The sequence below is a fragment of the Modestobacter altitudinis genome (assembly GCF_005930475.1).
Taxonomy (GTDB): Bacteria; Actinomycetota; Actinomycetes; order Mycobacteriales; family Geodermatophilaceae; genus Modestobacter; species Modestobacter altitudinis.
Genome location: NZ_SJEW01000031.1, coordinates 1 through 14987 on the forward strand (window position 1 = coordinate 1; position 14987 = coordinate 14987).

A 14987-nucleotide genomic window follows, 5' to 3' on the forward strand; every position below is an offset into this window, starting at 1 on the left:
AGGTACGGCCCGCCCCCCGGCTACGGCTGGCGGCCGCCGACCAACCAGCTGGCGGTCATCGCGCTGGTGCTCACCTTCGTCTTCCCACCGGCCGGACTGGTCTGCGGCATCGTGGCCCGCCGGCAGCTGCGCCGGACCGGGGAGGGCGGGGACGGGCTGACCCTCGCCGCGATCATCATCGGCGGCATCTCGACGACGCTGATCGCCGTCGGGCTGCTGCTGTGGATCTCCGTGCTCGCCTCGATCGCCAACGGCTCCTTCGCCCCGTAGCCCCTCAGGCCTCGGGTGGGGTGTAGGCCGAGGTGCGGGACAGCCCGGCGCCCCGGCCCTTGCCGGCGATGACCAGCGCCATCTTGCGGCTGGCCTCGTCGATCATCTCGTCGCCCAGCATCGCCGAGCCCTTCGTGCCACCGGCCTCCGACGTCGCCCACTCGTAGGCGTCGAGGATCAGCTCGGCGTGGTCGTAGTCCTCCTGCGACGGCGCGTAGATCTCGTTGGCGGCGTCGATCTGGCCCGGGTGCAGCACCCACTTGCCGTCGAAGCCGAGCACCGCCGAGCGCCTGGCGGCCTCGGTGAACGCGGGCACGTCGCGCACCTGCAGGAACGGGCCGTCGATCGCCTGCAACCCGTAGGCCCGGGCGGCCAGCAGGATCTGCATCAGGACGTGGTGGAACGGGTCGCCCGGGTAGTCCGGGTGCAGCGCCCCCACCACCAGCGACTTCATGTTGATGCTGGCCATGAGGTCGGCCGGGCCGAAGATCATCGTCTCGATCCGCTCGCTGGCGGAGGCGATGTCGTTGACGTTGACCAGGCCCTGCGCGGTCTCGATCTGCACCTCGATGCCGATCCGGCCGACCTCGAGCCCGTTGCTCTTCTCGATCTGGGTGAGCAGCAGGTCCAGCGCCTTCACCTGGACGGCGTCGGCGACCTTCGGCAGCATGATGCAGTCCAGCTCCGCGCCCGCCCCGCCGACCACCTCGATCACGTCGGTGTAGGTCCACTGCGTCGTCCAGTCGTTGACCCGCACGGTGCGGACCTTCGATCCCCAGCCGCCCTCGTTCAACGCAGCCACGATGTTCTTCCGGGCACCGGGCTTGGCCAGCGGCGCGCAGGCGTCCTCCAGGTCCAGGAACACCTGGTCGGCGGGCAACCCCTTCGCCTTCTCCAGGAACCGGGGGTTGCTGCCCGGGACGGCGAGGTTGGAACGGCGGGATCGGAGCTCGGCCACGGTGCCTCTCCTCATCGACGGCGGGTTCCCGGAGGGTAGCCATGCGCCGACACCGTTCGCGCTACAGCGGCTCGGCCTCCGGGGCGGGGCGGCCGGCCCGGACGACGAGGGCCACCCCGATCACGACGGCGACCATGCCGGGCACCGCCAGCAGGGGCGGTGCCTGCTGCAGCAGCACCAGGGCGACGACCAGCGCCCCGGGCACCTCCAGCAGGACGGCGAGCCCCACGACCGTCGGGCCGACCGAGGAGAGCACCAGGTTGAGCAGCGTGTGCCCGAGCAGCTGCGCGCAGAAGGTGATGGCCGCGATCAGCCACCAGTCGCGGGCGCTGAACCCGGTCAGCGGCACGTCGGCGACCAGCGCCGCGACGGCCAGCGCGACGGCGCAGGTGGAGTAGCAGACCACCGCGTAGACCGACGTGCTCAGCCTCTCCCGGGCCCGCGCACCGGCCAGCATGTAGCCACCGGCGGAGATCGCGCCGAGCAGCGCGAGCCCGTCACCGGCGAGCGCCTCCCAGGAGACGGTGACGTCGACCCCGGCGATCAGCGCGGCGCCGAACACCGCGAGCACCAGCCCCCACCACACCCGCGCGGGCAGCCGCACCCCGGCGGCGCGGGCGGCCAGCGACGTCCAGATCGGCGTCGTCGTCACCAGGGCGGTGGAGGCGGCGACCGTCGTCATCGACAGGCTCGGCAGCCAGGTGGCGAAGTGCGCGGCGAGGAAGATCCCGGCGACGACCGAGCTGCCGAGCTGCCGGGGACGCAGGGCCAGCACGGTCGACCGCTCGCGGACGAGCAGCACCGGCAGCAGCACGGCCGCACCCGCCGCGTTGCGCCAGAACGCGATGGCCAGGAACGAGGCGGCCACCAGCGTCGTCAACGGACCGGAGAAGGAGACACCGAGCACCGCGACGGCCATCAGCGCGACGTCCCGGCCGCCTGGCCGGTGCAGGGCCCAGGCCGGCGCCGCGGACCGGCCCTGCTGCAGGGTCCCGCCGCGAGCCTGCGCAGGGCGGGGGGAAGCGGGGTCCGTCACCGTGCGGGCAGGCGGACGGTGCCCGTGGCGATCGGGCGCACCGCCCCGGCCACGCTGACCTCGACCACCGCGCCGTCCGCGACGGTGACCCGGCCGGAGAGCTCGGAGGGCCGGCCGACCGCCGCGCCCTGCGCGAGCCGGTAGTCGGTGATGCCGTCGGCGGCCAGTCCCTCGGCGGCCAGCCAGATGCCGGTGCCCAGCGCCGCGGAGCCGGTGGCCGGGTCCTCTTGGAAGTCCAGCCCGTCGGCGAACACCCGGACGGTGCCGGTGCTGGTGGCCGCGTCCCACTCGAGCACCGAGACACCGCCCTGCACGCCGGGCAGCAGGGCGGTCAGCGCCGCCGGGTCGGGCACGGCCCGCTCGGCCGCCCCGGGACGCACCTCGAGCTGGGCGAAGTCGATGCCGCAGCCGACCAGGTGCGCGGGCCGGCCGGTCAGGTCGGCGGGCTCGAGGCCCAGGGCGCCGGCCAGCGCGCCGGCGTCCGGGCCGGGCCGCAGCGACACGGTCCCGCCGGTGAGCCGGGCGCCGTCGCTGCCCACCTCGACCGCGACCACCCCGGCGCCGCACTCCTGACGGAGCACGCCGGCGGGCAGCCGGCCGAGCCGGACCAGGGTGTGCGCGGTGCCGACGCTGGGGTGCCCGGCGAAGGGCAGCTCGGTGCGCGGGGTGAAGATCCGGACCCGGTAGTCGGCGTCCTCGGTGGTGGGCGCGCTGACGAAGGTGGACTCCGAGTAGCCGAACTCGGCGGCCAGCGCCTGGCACTGCGCGGTGGTCAGGTCACCGGCGTCCAGCACCACCGCGAGCTGGTTGCCGCTGAACGGCCGGGGCGCGAAGACGTCCACGATCTCGTAGCTGAGCTGGTCGGTTCCCAGGGCCACCACGAGGGCGACGGTAGCCTCAGCACCCGTGGCGACGGTGACGAGGGCGTACGTGAGTCGGGTGGCCGGCCTGACCGTCTTCGACCCCAACGGGGACCGGGTCGGCAAGGTGCGCGACGTGCTCGTCGCGCTGCGGGTCGACACGTCCGCGCCCCGCGCGCTCGGCCTGATCGTCGAGGTCGTCGCCCGCCGCCGGATCTTCGTGCCGATGGGCCGGGTGACCGGCGTGGACGCGAGCTCGGTGATGCTCTCCTCGGGCACGCTGAACGTCAAGCGCTTCGAGCAGCGGGCCGGCGAGACCCTGGTGCTGGGCGAGCTGCTGGACCGGTCGGTCAGGATCAACGAGTCCGGGCGTTCGGCCGCGGTCGTCGACGCCGCGATCGAGCAGACCCGGACCGGTGACTGGGTGCTCTCCCGCCTCGCCGTCTCCGAGCCCGGCCGGCTCGGCCGCCGCGGCCAGCTGCGCCAGCTGGCCTGGGACGAGGTCAGCGGGCTGTCGCTGCCGCAGACCGGGCAGAGCGCCGAGACGCTGATCGCCACCTACCGCGAGCTGAACGCCGCCGACGTGGCCCACGCGCTGCAGGAGCTGCCGATCAAGCGACGGCACGAGGTCGCCGAGGCGATGGACGACGAGCGGCTGGCCGACGTGCTCGGGGAGCTGCCCGAGGCGGAGCAGATCGTCATCCTGGGCACCCTGGAGGAGGGGCGGGCCGCCGACGTCCTCGAGGAGATGGACCCCGACGACGCCGCCGACCTGCTGTCGGAGCTGTCCAACGTCGACCGCGACCGGCTGCTGGAGCTGATGGAGCCCGACGAGGCCGAGCCGGTCCGTCAGCTGCTGAAGTACTCCGAGGACACCGCCGGCGGGATCATGACCAGCGAGCCGGTGATCCTGAGCCACGACGCGACGATCGCCGAGGCGCTGGCCCGGGTCCGCGCCCCGGAGATCACGCCCGCGCTGGCCAGCCAGGTGTACGTCTGCCGGCCGCCCTCGGCGACGCCGACCGGCCGCTACCTGGGGCTGGCGCACATCCAGCACCTGCTCCGGGAACCGCCGTCGACCCTGGTCAGCGGTGTGCTCGACGACCTGGAGCCGCTGCACCCGGAGGCCCCGCTCGCCGAGGTCACCCGCTACTTCGCCACCTACAACCTGGTGGCCGCCCCGGTCGTCGACGCGCAGGGCCGCCTGGTGGGTGCGGTGAGCGTCGACGACGTCCTGGACCACCTGCTGCCCGAGGACTGGCGCGAGCGGGCCCGGCGTGGCTGACGAGCGCCGTCCCGAGCAGCGGCTGGACCAGCCGCGCGGCACCCGGAACCTGGGGCAGTTCCTGCGGCTGGACCCCGACGCGGTCGGCAAGTTCGCCGAGGGGATCGCCCGGTTCCTGGGCACTGGCCGGTTCCTCGCCGTCCAGACGATCATCGTGATCGTCTGGATCGTGCTCAACGTCGCCGCGGTCAACCTGCGGTGGGACCCGTACCCCTTCATCCTGCTCAACCTGGCCTTCTCCACCCAGGCCGCGTACGCCGCGCCGCTGATCCTGCTGGCCCAGAACCGGCAGGCCGACCGGGACCGGGTGCAGGCCGAGGAGGACCGCAGCCGGGCCGCGGCGACCCGGGCGGACACCGAGTACCTGGCCCGCGAGCTCGCGTCGCTGCGGGTGGCGGTCGGCGAGCTGGCGACCCGCGACTTCATCCGCGGCGAGCTGAACCGGCTGCTGCCCGACGACGCCGCGGACGACGGCGGGGAGCGCAAGAAGAAGAAGAAGCGCCGCGAGCAGGCCGACCCGGTCAGCTGAGCAGGGCGCGCAGGACGTCGAGCAGCCGGTCGGCGAGCCAGGTCAGCGGCACGGTCAGCGCCACGGCCGCCACCCGGGTGCGGCCGTCGCGGGGCAGGACGGCGACCAGGACCACCGCGACGACGACGTCCGCGATCGCCTGCACCGGGTGGTCGGCCGCGTCCGCGAGCGCACCGCCGCCCAGGGTGATGCCGGCGGCCGTGGCCAGCAGCGCCGCTGCCGGCCAGCCCGAGCGCCGGCCGGCCCACTGCACCGCTGCTGCGGTGACCGGCACGGCCGTCGCCGACAGCACGAGCCAGGCGACCAGCAGCCGGACGTCCCAGCCGAAGCCGAGCACCAGCGCCGCCCACGTGTAGTAGGCCGGCGTCATCGCCGCGAAGAAGACAGCGGACCGGGTCACGGCTGCCTGCACCGACGGCGCCGCCCGCCCCAGCAGCGCGACCGCCAGCACCCAGGCCGCGGGGTAGCTGCCCAGGTCCGCCGCCCACCGCCAGCCGGACTCGTCCGCCGCCTTGGCCACGATCCCGGCGAGCACCCCGGCGACGGCGACGAGTGCGAGCGAGCTGGTGCGTCGGACGGGTGCCTGGGTGGTCGCCGTCACGGCCCGATCGTGCCGTCGCCGTCCGTCCGGGGTCGTGCGCCGCGCCGGGTGGGCTCAGCCGGCGAGGACGTGCACCAGCGCCCCGGCACCACCGGCCAGCAGCAGCACCACGATGAACGGCGCCCGCAGCGCCAGGGCCAGCGCCGCGACCGCCAGCCCGACCAGCCGGCCGTCGGCCACCAGCGCGCCGTCCGAGGTCGCCGCCTGCACCGCGACCAGCGCGGCGAGCAGCGCCGCGGGCACGAAGTCGACCACCCGGACCACCGCGGGGTGCTGCACCCAGGCCGCCGGCACCGCCAGCCCGGCGTACTTGAGCAGGTAGCACCCGGCCGCCCCGACCAGCACGACCGTCCACAGGGTCCCGGCGCTCACCCGGTCACCTCCCGCGTCCGTGGCCGGCCGGCGAGCGCGACCGCCACGACGGCGAGCACGACCTGCACCCCGGCCGGGACGAACGGCGTCAGCGCGAGCGCGACGACCGCGCCACCCAGCGCGACCCGGCGCTGGACCCCCGCCTCGGGAGCACCCCGCCGCAGCCGCGGCCACAGCAGCGCCAGGAACGCCGCCGGGACGACGGAGTCCAGCGCGGCCTGCGCCGTCTCCCCCAGAGCGCCCGCGCCCAGCGCGCCGACCAGCGTCGTCACGTTCCAGCCCAGGTAGATGGTGGCGCCGGTGACCCAGAAGGCGAGCCGGCCGAGCTCGCGGTCGGGGGCGGCGACCGCCATCGCCGTCGTCTCGTCGATCACCCAGTGCGCCGCAGCGGCCCGGCGGAGCCGGCCGCGCGGAGCCAGCATCGGGGCGAGCCGGACGCCGTAGACGGTGTTCCGGGTGCCCAGCAGCAGCGCGCTGCCGATCGCGGCGAGCGCTCCCCCGCCGGCGCCGAGCACGCCGACCAGCGCGAACTGCGACGCACCGGTGAACATCAGCAGCGACATGGTCAGCGCCTGCCACGGGTCCAGCCCGGCGCCCACCGCGGCCGCACCGAAGGCGACCCCGTACAGGCCGACGGCCACGCCGAGGCCGATGGCGTCCCGGAGCGTGGCGGAGCGGGCGGACCGGGGCACCCCGAGGACCCTAGTGATCCGCCGGCCCTGGTGATCACCCGACCGTGGTGACCGGGACCCCGGTGACCGGACCGCGCGGAGTTCCGGGCGTCACACCCCGGGCCGGGCAGGCACCCCTCCTCGCCGCCGTACAGTGGCAGGACGCCCGCGCGCTGGTCACGAGCAGGTGCGCGCAGGCTCCCCGTCGAAGGAGACATCCGCCCATGACCGACACGTTGACCGGTTCGCCGGCGCTCGACGCCGTGAACGCGGCGCTGGCGACCGTCCAGGACCCGGAGATCAACCGCCCGCTGCCCGAGCTGGGCATGGTCAAGGACGTGCAGATCGGCGTCGGGGGCGACCCGGGCGCGGTGCGCATCGAGGTCTACCTGACCGTCGCCGGCTGCCCCATGCGCGAGACGATCACCAACCGGGTCACCCAGGCCGTGGGTGCCGTCCCCGGCGTGACCGCCGTCCAGGTCGGCCTGGACGTGATGAGCGACGAGCAGCGCACCGAGCTGCGCAAGACCGTCCGCGGCACGGACGCCGCCGAGCCGGTCATCCCGTTCGCGCAGCCCGGCTCGCTGACCCGCGTCTACGCGGTCGCCTCGGGCAAGGGCGGCGTGGGCAAGTCCAGCGTGACGGTGAACCTGGCCGCCGCGCTGGCCAGGAAGGGCCTGTCGGTCGGCGTCGTGGACGCCGACATCTACGGCCACTCGGTGCCGCGCATGCTGGGCGTCGACGAGAAGCCGACCCAGGTCGAGAGCATGATCATGCCGCCGCAGTCCTACGGCGTGAAGGTCATCTCGATCGGCATGTTCACCCCCGGCAACACCCCGGTCGTCTGGCGCGGGCCGATGCTGCACCGCGCGCTGCAGCAGTTCCTCGCCGACGTGTGGTGGGGCGACCTCGACGTCCTGCTGCTGGACCTCCCGCCGGGCACCGGTGACGTCGCGATCTCGGTGGCTCAGCTGGTGCCGAACGCCGAGATCCTGGTGGTGACCACGCCGCAGCTCGCCGCCGCCGAGGTGGCGGAGCGGGCGGGCGCGATTGCCACCCAGACGCACCAGCAGGTGGTCGGGGTCGTGGAGAACATGTCCTGGCTGGAGCTGCCCGACGGCCAGCGCATGGAGGTCTTCGGCTCCGGTGGTGGCCAGGCGGTGTCCGACGCGCTGACCAAGACCCTCGGCGCCCGGGTGCCGCTGCTCGGCCAGATCCCGCTGGACACCCGGCTGCGCGAGGCCGGTGACGCGGGTGCGCCGATCGTGCTGGCCGAGCCCGAGGCGCCGGCCGCCCAGGCGCTGGCCGCGATCGCGGACTCCCTCGCCGTCCGCCAGCGCGGGCTGTCCGGCATGTCCCTGGGGCTGACGCCGGTCCGCCGCTGAGCTGAGCACGTACGACGGCCGGTCTCCCGCGGGAGGCCGGCCGTCGCCGTTCACGGGCCCGGTGTGACGGAGAACAGGTCCCCGGGCTGGCACCCGAGGGCGTCGCAGATCGCCGTCAGGGTGGAGAAGCGGACGGCGCGGGCGCGGTCGTTCTTCAGCACCGACAGGTTCACGACGGTCACGCCGACCCGCTCGGCCAGCTCGGTGAGGGTCAGCCCGCGGTCGCTGAGCAGCCGGTCGAGGTGGCAGGTGACCCGGTGCGTCTCCAGGTCCGCGGGGCTCACACCAGGCCCTCGACGTCCTGACTGAGCCGCTCCCCCTGCCGGAACGCCTCGGCCAGGACCACGAGCAGCAGTCCGGTGAGCAGCACCGGGGGAAAGCCGAAGGTCAGGCCCATGACGAACGGGCTCCCGGCGCCGACGAGGTCCAGCCGGTCGAGGACGACGAGCGAGCCGATCTGCGGCAGCAGCGGCCCGATGCCGCCGGCGACGACCACCACCACCGCCAGCCCGTTGAGCCGCCGGGCGTTGTCGGTGCCGAAGGCGCGGCCGGCCGCGACCGAGGTCAGCACCGAGCGCAGCAGCCAGGCACCCACGCCGACCGCGAGGCCGAGCACGACGGCGTCCCCGCGGGCGAGCAGCTGCTCGGCGATCGTGGAGTCCCAGGCGGAGAGCGCGAGCCCGTCGCCCTGGTTCTGCGCGGCGACCGCGGCCCCCTGCGGCAGATCCGGCACCGCCAGCGGGACGCGGTCGAGCGCGCCGGAGTCGCCGACACCGGCGAGCTCGACCGGCACCTCGACCGCGGCGCCCGCCTGGGTCGCCCCGTTGACGGCGTAGACCGGCCCGGCGACGGCGGCCACCACGCCGACCAGCCCGACGAACCAGCTCAGGGACCGGATGGTCGCCGGTCTCACATACGCCTCGCGACGCGACATGCCGCCTCCGGTGTATCGAACGTCGATGGGTCGGACGTTGAGTGTGCCCATCGACAGTCGATGTGTCCAGCATCCCCGGGCAGCGACTCACCCAGCCCCGGTGCACGGGCCGTCGCCGCGTCAGCCCGGGGTGGGAGGACCGGGCCCCGTCAGGTCGCGTCGGGGTCGAACGGCGGGGGTGTCGCGGAGTCCCGTGCCCGGGTGCGCTGCGAGGGCCGGACCCGGCCCGCGGCGGTGGCCGCCGTCGCGCCGGTCGTCCCGGAGGCACTCCCGCGCCGCACCGGGGTGTCGTCGTCGGCGAGCAGCTGCTGCCGGATGAACGTCTTGGGGTGGTACTGCCGCAGGTCGACGTCCCGCAGGTGGTCGAAGTCGTCACCGAGGGACTCGTGCAGCTGCCCGCGCACGCCGGTGATCGCCTCGCGGGCCTTCTTCAGCCCGGCGGCCGCGTCCTTGGCCAGGGTGGGCAGCCGCTCGGGACCGAAGATGAACAGCGCGGCCAGCGCGAGGACGACGATCTCGCCCCAGCCGATCGAGTCGAACACCGTTCCTCCCCTGAGTCGTGCCCAGCGTAGTTCGGCCCCCTGCAGGGGCCCGCCGCGAGCGTGCGAGTGGTGGGGGGGCAGGGGGTCCTTCGTCAGGCGGTGGCGAGGGTGGCCGTGACCTCGCGTGAGCCGCCGTTGCGGACGAGCTCGAGGGTGATCGTGTCGCCCGGTTCGTGGGCGTCGACCGCGACGACGAGCTCCTCGGAGCTCGCCACCGGTGCACCGTCGACGGCGATGACCACGTCCTGCTCCTGCACCCCGGCGTCGGCGGCCGGGCTGTCGGGCTCGACGTTGAGCACCAGCGCGCCGTCCCGGGTGCCGTCGGTGACGGTGCGGGCGTTGACGCCCAGCGAGGCGTGCACCGCGGTGCCGGTGGAGATGAGCTGCTCGGCGATGTCGCGCACCGTGTCGATCGGGATGGCGAAGCCGAGGCCGATCGAGCCGCCGGTCGTGCTGCTGCCGCCGACGGAGGCGATGGCGGTGTTGATGCCGATCACCGCACCGGTGCCGTCGACCAGCGCGCCACCGGAGTTGCCCGGGTTGATCGGGGCGTCGGTCTGCACGGCGCTGATCACCGCGTTCGTGTCGCTGCCCTCACCGGAGAGCCGCACCGGCCGGTCCAGTGCGCTGACGATGCCGCTGGTGACCGTGCCGGCCAGCCCGAGCGGCGAGCCGATGGCCACGACCGGGTCGCCGACCACCAGGTCGTCGGACTCCCCCAGCGCCGCCTCGGCGAGCCCGGGCTTGTCGACCTTGAGCACGGCGATGTCGCTGGCCGGGTCGCGGCCGACGATCTTGGCCGCGGAGCCGCTGCCGTCGCTGAACACCGCGCGGATCGAGGCGTCCTCGGCGTCGGCTGCCCCGGAGACGACGTGGTTGTTGGTGACGATGTAGCCGCCGTCGGCGTCGATCACGACCCCGGAGCCGGTGGCGCCTGCGTTGGTCAGCGTGACCTCGATGGAGACGACCGTCGGGTTGACCCGGCCGGCGATGTCGGCGACCGACCCGGGCTCGCGGCTCACCCCCGGCGACACCGAGGACAGCTGGGTGCCCGGGGCGAGCAACGGCTCCTCGTCGGCGGTCCGCCCCAGCCACCAGGCGGTGGTGCCACCGACGACGCCCACCAGCAGCAGGCTCAGCAGCGCCAGGACCGCGAGCCGGACGGAGACGTCGCGCAGCCGGAGCTTCCTGCGGCCCTGCGCGTCGACGACGACCGGGCCGTCGTCGGTCTCCTCCTCGGCCGGGTACTGGGCGGGGGCACCGAGACCAGCAGGCGCGTACGGGTCACGCCACGGGTCGGCGGCCGCGTCGGGCTTCCAGAACGGTGCGGTCGCGGTGCGGCGGGCGGTCCGCCGGCCGCCGGGCGGCTCACCGAGCCCGCGGGCGCCGTCGCGCGGGGCGAAGGCACGCAGCAGGGCCTCCGGCGGTGGCGGGGGCACCGGACGGGGCGGGGCGCTGGGCCGGTCGGCGCCGAAGGAACCGGCGACGTCACGGGGCCGACCGAAGGCCGCCTGCTGCGCGGGGGGCGTCGGCGGCGGTGCCGGCGTGCTGGGCTGCAGCCGCTCGCCGGTCGGCGCGAACGCCCCGGTCGTACCGGCGGGACGGGCGAAGGTAGCCGCGGCAGGGCGGCCGTCGGCCGGCTCGGCCGGCGGACCGGTCGAGGACGGCTCGGTGCCGGGGGTCTCGCTCAGGGCGTCCCGCCGTTGGGCAGCGGGGTGGTCGCACCCACGGTGAGGGTGCGCGCCACGGGCGGCACGATGTCGGTGCGCTCGGCGGAGTCGGTGCTGCGGACCGCGCCGGCCACCGCTCCACCGGTCGGGCCGTCGTCGCTCGGGACGTCGGCACCGGGCAGCGTCACGGCCAGGACGGCGACGCCCAGACCGATCCCGGCCAGCGCACCGGTCATCCCCCGGCGCAGCCAACGGCCGCCGGTGTCGGCGGGGCGCTCCGGCTCGGGCGGCGTCAGCGGGATCGCCCAGGACCCGCCCGAGCCGCTCAGGGTCAGGCCGTCGGCGTCGGCGCTGAGCCCGCTCAGCCCCCCGCCGCCGGGGACGTCAGCGGTGAACGGGATGGCCTTCAGCCGGGACAGCAGGTCACCGGGGACGGCGACGTCGTCATCGCGCTGCAGCGCGGCCTTGGCCTCGCGCTGCGCGGCGACCGCCATCCGGCACTGCGCGCAGCCGCCGAGGTGCCGGGCGGCCCGGCCCGCGGCGCCGCCGGAGAGCTCGCCGTCGACGAGCGCGGCGATCGCCTCCTGGGCGAGGTGGCTCTCCGGGATGCTCATGAGGTCGCGCCCGCCTCGGTCAACGGCGTGCGGCCGGGGGCGAGGTGGGCCAGCGCCTCGCGCAGCTGCACCCGCCCGCGGTGGATCCGGCTGCGCACCGTGCCCAGCTTGATCCCCAACGTCGCCGAGATCTCCTCATAGGTCAGACCCTCGATGTCACACAGCACCACCGCCACCCGGAACTCCGGGGACAACGCATCCAGCGCCGCCTGCACCTGCGGGTCCAGGTGCGTGTCGGCGTACACCTGCTCCGGACTCGGCGCCGACCCCGGCAACCGCTCGGTGTCCTCGGGCAGCGCGTCGAACCGGATCCGCGCCCGGCGCCGCACCATGTCCAGGAACAGGTTCGTGGTGATCCGGTGCAACCAGCCCTCGAAGGTGCCCGGGGAGAAGTCCGCCAACGACCGGAACACCCGCACGAAGGTCTCCTGGGTCAGGTCCTCGGCGTCCTGCTGGTTGCCCGAGAGCCGGTAGGCCAGCCGGTACACCCGCGCCGAGTGGTCCCGCACGACCTGCTCCCAGGACGGCGCCACCCAGCCCTCGACCGCGGCGACCGGCTCGGGACCGGCGGGTGCGGTCGCAGCGGGTCCGGTCACCACCTCAGGATCGCAGACGGCCGCCGGCGGCGACACCGCCCCATCGGGGGTGGTCCGCAGGGCAGGACGCTGACTGGTGGTACGCGACAGACGCACGTCTCGTCCAACGGGTGGGGACGGGGGCGGTGTTCCCGTCGGCGGCGGACCCACAGGGAGTTCCCAGGCGGTGGTCCCGACCGGCCACCCACTCGGGCGGCCACCTCCCTCCCGCCACTACCCTCGCCCGGGTGACCACCGCCGCCGGACCGCCCCCCGCCGGGTCCCCCACCGGCGCGGCCGACTACGCGGACAGCTTCGCGGCCGAGACCCCCGAGCAGCTGGGGGCCCGGCACCGCGCGCTCGCCTCGGCCACCGCCTTCGGCACGCCCCGGCCGGTGGAGCCGGCGGTCGGCGCGACGCTGGCCGTGCTGGCCGCCAGCGGCAGCGCCCGCTCGGTGGTCTCCATCGGCAGCGGTGGCGGCGTGGCCGGGCTGTGGCTGCTGCAGGGCATGCGCAGCGACGGCGTCCTCACCGCGCTGGACGGTGACCCGGCGGAGCTGCGGGCCGCCCGGCGCGCGTTCGGCGAGGCCGGCATCGCGTCCGGTCGCACCCGGCTGATCTTCGGCACGCCGGGCGAGGTGCTGCCGCGGCTGTCCCCCACCGCCTACGACGTGGTCTTCTGCGACGGCCCGCCGCTGGAGTACTCGGCCCACCTGGCCGGGCTGCTCGGCCTGATCCGCCCCGGCGGCTCGCTCGTCTGCCACGGCCTGCTGGCCGACGGCGGGATCGCCGACCGGTCGGCCCGGGACCCGCAGAGCGTGGCCTGGCGGGAGATCGCCCGCACCGTCCGGGAGGACGAGACGCTCACCTGCGCGGTGCTGCCGATCGGCGCCGGCCTGCTGGTGGCCACCAAGCGCTGAGCCGAGAGGCTCAGGAGAAGGGGAACTCCGAGTCGGGGTCCCAGGGCCCGCCCCGGTAGTGCCAGAGGCCCAGACCGCGGGCGGTGACCGTCTCGGCGACGAACGCCGCGGACAGGTCCGCGTGCAGTGCCCGCGCGACGGCCGGCTCGACCTTGTTCTGCACGGTGACGTGCGGCCTGGACCACTGCCGGTCCTGCGGGGTCAGCCGGGACGCGAAGACCGCGGCCACCGACGCGCGCAGTGCCGTGAGCTCCGGGGCGTCCAGGTCCAGCGCCACCCCGCGGCCGAGGAAGCGCACCCCGGTGACGGCCACACCGAACGGCGGCCGGTCGGCCGCCGTCCGCAGGGCGTCCCGGACCTCGGGCAGCAGCTCGCCGGGCAGCGCGTGGAACAACGTCACGTGCGCGGCCAAGTGGTTGCGCGATGGCGGGAAGTGTGCCGCCCGCAACCGGTCGAACCGCTGCTGCGCGCCCTCGTCGAGCAGCAGCGTGACGATCAGGGGCGAGGGGCCGCCGTTGCTCAAATCGCGCGGGCGCCCTTGCCCAGGACCGTCACGCCGCCGGCGCTGACCTGGTAGCGCTCACGGTCCCGCTCGAGGTCGACCCCGATGTGCGCACCCGGCGGGACGACGACGTTCTTGTCCAGGATCGCCCGGCGCACGATCGCGCCCTCGCCGATGTGGACGCCGTCCATCAGGACGCTGCCCTCGACCCGCGAGCCGCGCTCCAGGCGCACGTTCGGCGAGACCACCGAGCCGTGCACCGAACCGCCGTCGATGATCACCCCGGCGCTGACCATCGACTCCTCGGCCCGGCCGCCGAGCACGAACTTCGCCGGCGGCAGCATGGGCGGCAGGGTGTAGATGGGCCAGCGGTCGTTGTAGAGGTTGAAGATCGGGCTGACCGAGACCAGGTCCATGTGCGCGTCGTAGTAGGCGTCCAGGGTCCCCACGTCGCGCCAGTAGCCGTGGTCGCGTTCGGTCTCGCCGGGCACCTGGTTGTTGCTGAAGTCGTAGACGTAGGCGTCGCCCGCCCCCGCCATCATCGGCATGATCGAGCCGCCCATGTCGTGCACGGAGGACTCGTCGGCGGCGTCGACCCGCAGCGCCTCGAGCAGCGCGTCGGTGGTGAACACGTAGTTGCCCATCGAGGCGAAGGTCTCGTCGGGGTTGTCCGGCAGGCCGGGCGGGTCGGACGGCTTCTCCAGGAACTGGAGGACCTTGCCGTTCACGTCGGAGTCGATGACACCGAACTCCGAGGCGTCCTTGCGGGGCACCCGGAGGCCGGCGACGGTGACGCCGGCGCCGGTGGCCAGGTGCTGCTCGATCATCTGCGCCGGGTCCATCCGGTACACGTGGTCGGCACCGAAGACGACGACGATCTCCGGCCGGTCGTCGTAGATGAGGTTCAGGCTCTGGAAGATCGCGTCGGCGCTGCCGGTGTACCAGCGCGGGCCGAGACGCTGCTGCGCCGGGACCGGCGTGATGTAGCTGCCGAGCAGGGTCGACATCCGCCACACCGTGGTGATGTGCCGGTCCAGCGAGTGGCTCTTGTACTGGGTGAGCACCGCGATCCGGCGGATGTCGGCGTTCACCAGGTTGGAGAGCACGAAGTCGATGAGCCGGTAGTTGCCGCCGAAGGGCACCGCGGGCTTCGCCCGGTCCTCGCTGAGCGGGGCGAGCCGCTTGCCCGCTCCGCCTGCCAACACGATGCCGAGAACTCGGGGGCCGCCACGCATGGGGGCAACGTATCGGCTGTGGTGCCCG

Annotated in this window: 19 protein-coding genes; 5 read left to right on the forward strand and 14 right to left on the reverse strand. The window is 74.7% G+C overall.

Annotated features, from left to right (window positions below; all coding sequences use genetic code 11):
- Window positions 1–270: DUF4190 domain-containing protein (locus tag FHL79_RS13015; protein WP_138759020.1), on the forward strand; the 270-nt coding region annotated here is incomplete at its 5' end.
- 4 nt (window positions 271–274) lie between these two features.
- Here the strand turns inward: FHL79_RS13015 and FHL79_RS13020 are convergent.
- From FHL79_RS13020 to FHL79_RS13030, 3 genes are all read right to left on the reverse strand, one after another.
- Window positions 275–1228, reverse strand: a complete 954-nt coding sequence (locus FHL79_RS13020; protein ID WP_138759021.1) for an HpcH/HpaI aldolase/citrate lyase family protein — start codon at window positions 1226–1228, stop codon at window positions 275–277.
- A gap of 61 nt (window positions 1229–1289) precedes the next feature.
- Window positions 1290–2264, reverse strand: a complete 975-nt coding sequence (locus FHL79_RS13025) for a DMT family transporter (RefSeq protein ID WP_138759022.1) — start codon at window positions 2262–2264, stop codon at window positions 1290–1292.
- The gene (locus tag FHL79_RS13030; RefSeq protein ID WP_138759023.1) at window positions 2261–3145 is read right to left on the reverse strand and encodes a PhzF family phenazine biosynthesis protein; all 885 of its coding nucleotides are present in this window, start codon (window positions 3143–3145) and stop codon (window positions 2261–2263) included. The genes FHL79_RS13025 and FHL79_RS13030 overlap by 4 nt, the downstream gene beginning before the upstream one ends.
- Before the next feature lie 49 nt (window positions 3146–3194).
- Here FHL79_RS13030 and FHL79_RS13035 point away from each other — a divergent pair, with 49 nt between their 5' ends.
- Window positions 3195–4409, forward strand: a complete 1215-nt coding sequence (locus FHL79_RS13035; protein ID WP_246080729.1) for a magnesium transporter MgtE N-terminal domain-containing protein — start codon at window positions 3195–3197, stop codon at window positions 4407–4409.
- A complete protein-coding gene (locus tag FHL79_RS13040) occupies window positions 4402–4938 on the forward strand; it encodes a DUF1003 domain-containing protein (protein WP_138759025.1) in 537 nt (178 codons plus the stop codon). Before FHL79_RS13035 ends, FHL79_RS13040 begins: the two co-directional genes overlap by 8 nt.
- Here FHL79_RS13040 and FHL79_RS13045 read toward each other — a convergent pair.
- Genes FHL79_RS13045 through FHL79_RS13055 form a run of 3 tightly spaced genes read right to left on the reverse strand, consistent with a single transcriptional unit; the run spans window position 4931 to window position 6603 of the window.
- Complete coding sequence (locus FHL79_RS13045) at window positions 4931–5539, reverse strand: DUF6518 family protein (RefSeq protein ID WP_138759026.1); 609 nt, start codon at window positions 5537–5539, stop codon at window positions 4931–4933. The two genes, FHL79_RS13040 and FHL79_RS13045, sit on opposite strands and share 8 nt — an antisense overlap.
- Window positions 5540–5593: 54 nt before the next feature.
- Window positions 5594–5911, reverse strand: a complete 318-nt coding sequence (locus FHL79_RS13050; protein WP_138759027.1) for an AzlD domain-containing protein — start codon at window positions 5909–5911, stop codon at window positions 5594–5596.
- Complete coding sequence (locus tag FHL79_RS13055; RefSeq protein ID WP_138759028.1) at window positions 5908–6603, reverse strand: AzlC family ABC transporter permease; 696 nt, start codon at window positions 6601–6603, stop codon at window positions 5908–5910. The genes FHL79_RS13050 and FHL79_RS13055 overlap by 4 nt, the downstream gene beginning before the upstream one ends.
- A gap of 203 nt (window positions 6604–6806) precedes the next feature.
- On the opposite strand from FHL79_RS13055, the gene FHL79_RS13060 reads away from it, so the two are divergent.
- Complete coding sequence (locus FHL79_RS13060; RefSeq protein ID WP_138759029.1) at window positions 6807–7967, forward strand: Mrp/NBP35 family ATP-binding protein; 1161 nt, start codon at window positions 6807–6809, stop codon at window positions 7965–7967.
- 50 nt (window positions 7968–8017) lie between these two features.
- Here the strand turns inward: FHL79_RS13060 and FHL79_RS13065 are convergent, their stop codons facing one another.
- From FHL79_RS13065 to sigE, 6 genes are all read right to left on the reverse strand, one after another.
- Window positions 8018–8251: a helix-turn-helix domain-containing protein gene (locus tag FHL79_RS13065; protein WP_138759030.1), complete on the reverse strand. Its 234-nt coding sequence runs from the start codon at window positions 8249–8251 to the stop codon at window positions 8018–8020.
- Window positions 8248–8901 (reverse strand): DUF2975 domain-containing protein, encoded by a 654-nt coding sequence (locus FHL79_RS13070; protein ID WP_171058152.1) that lies wholly within the window; start codon window positions 8899–8901, stop codon window positions 8248–8250. The genes FHL79_RS13065 and FHL79_RS13070 overlap by 4 nt, the downstream gene beginning before the upstream one ends.
- 149 nt (window positions 8902–9050) lie before the next feature.
- Window positions 9051–9443, reverse strand: a complete 393-nt coding sequence (locus FHL79_RS13075; protein ID WP_138759032.1) for a twin-arginine translocase TatA/TatE family subunit — start codon at window positions 9441–9443, stop codon at window positions 9051–9053.
- A 92-nt stretch (window positions 9444–9535) separates the two neighbouring features.
- Complete coding sequence (locus FHL79_RS13080; protein ID WP_246080731.1) at window positions 9536–10882, reverse strand: S1C family serine protease; 1347 nt, start codon at window positions 10880–10882, stop codon at window positions 9536–9538.
- Window positions 10883–11130: 248 nt separating this feature from the next.
- On the reverse strand, window positions 11131–11727 hold the full coding sequence (locus tag FHL79_RS13085) for an anti-sigma factor family protein (RefSeq protein WP_138759033.1): 597 nt from the start codon (window positions 11725–11727) through the stop codon (window positions 11131–11133).
- A complete protein-coding gene (sigE, locus tag FHL79_RS13090) occupies window positions 11724–12323 on the reverse strand; it encodes an RNA polymerase sigma factor SigE (protein WP_246080733.1) in 600 nt (199 codons plus the stop codon). Before sigE ends, FHL79_RS13085 begins: the two co-directional genes overlap by 4 nt.
- Before the next feature lie 227 nt (window positions 12324–12550).
- Here sigE and FHL79_RS13095 point away from each other — a divergent pair, with 227 nt between their 5' ends.
- Window positions 12551–13222 (forward strand): O-methyltransferase, encoded by a 672-nt coding sequence (locus FHL79_RS13095; protein ID WP_138759035.1) that lies wholly within the window; start codon window positions 12551–12553, stop codon window positions 13220–13222.
- Between the two features lie 10 nt (window positions 13223–13232).
- Here FHL79_RS13095 and FHL79_RS13100 read toward each other — a convergent pair whose 3' ends face one another.
- Both FHL79_RS13100 and glgC read right to left on the reverse strand, forming a co-directional pair.
- Window positions 13233–13745 (reverse strand): 2'-5' RNA ligase family protein, encoded by a 513-nt coding sequence (locus tag FHL79_RS13100; protein ID WP_138759036.1) that lies wholly within the window; start codon window positions 13743–13745, stop codon window positions 13233–13235.
- Window positions 13742–14959, reverse strand: coding sequence for a glucose-1-phosphate adenylyltransferase (glgC, locus tag FHL79_RS13105; RefSeq protein WP_138759037.1), 1218 nt, complete (start codon window positions 14957–14959; stop codon window positions 13742–13744). The genes FHL79_RS13100 and glgC overlap by 4 nt, the downstream gene beginning before the upstream one ends.
- Window positions 14960–14987: the final 28 nt, after the last annotated feature.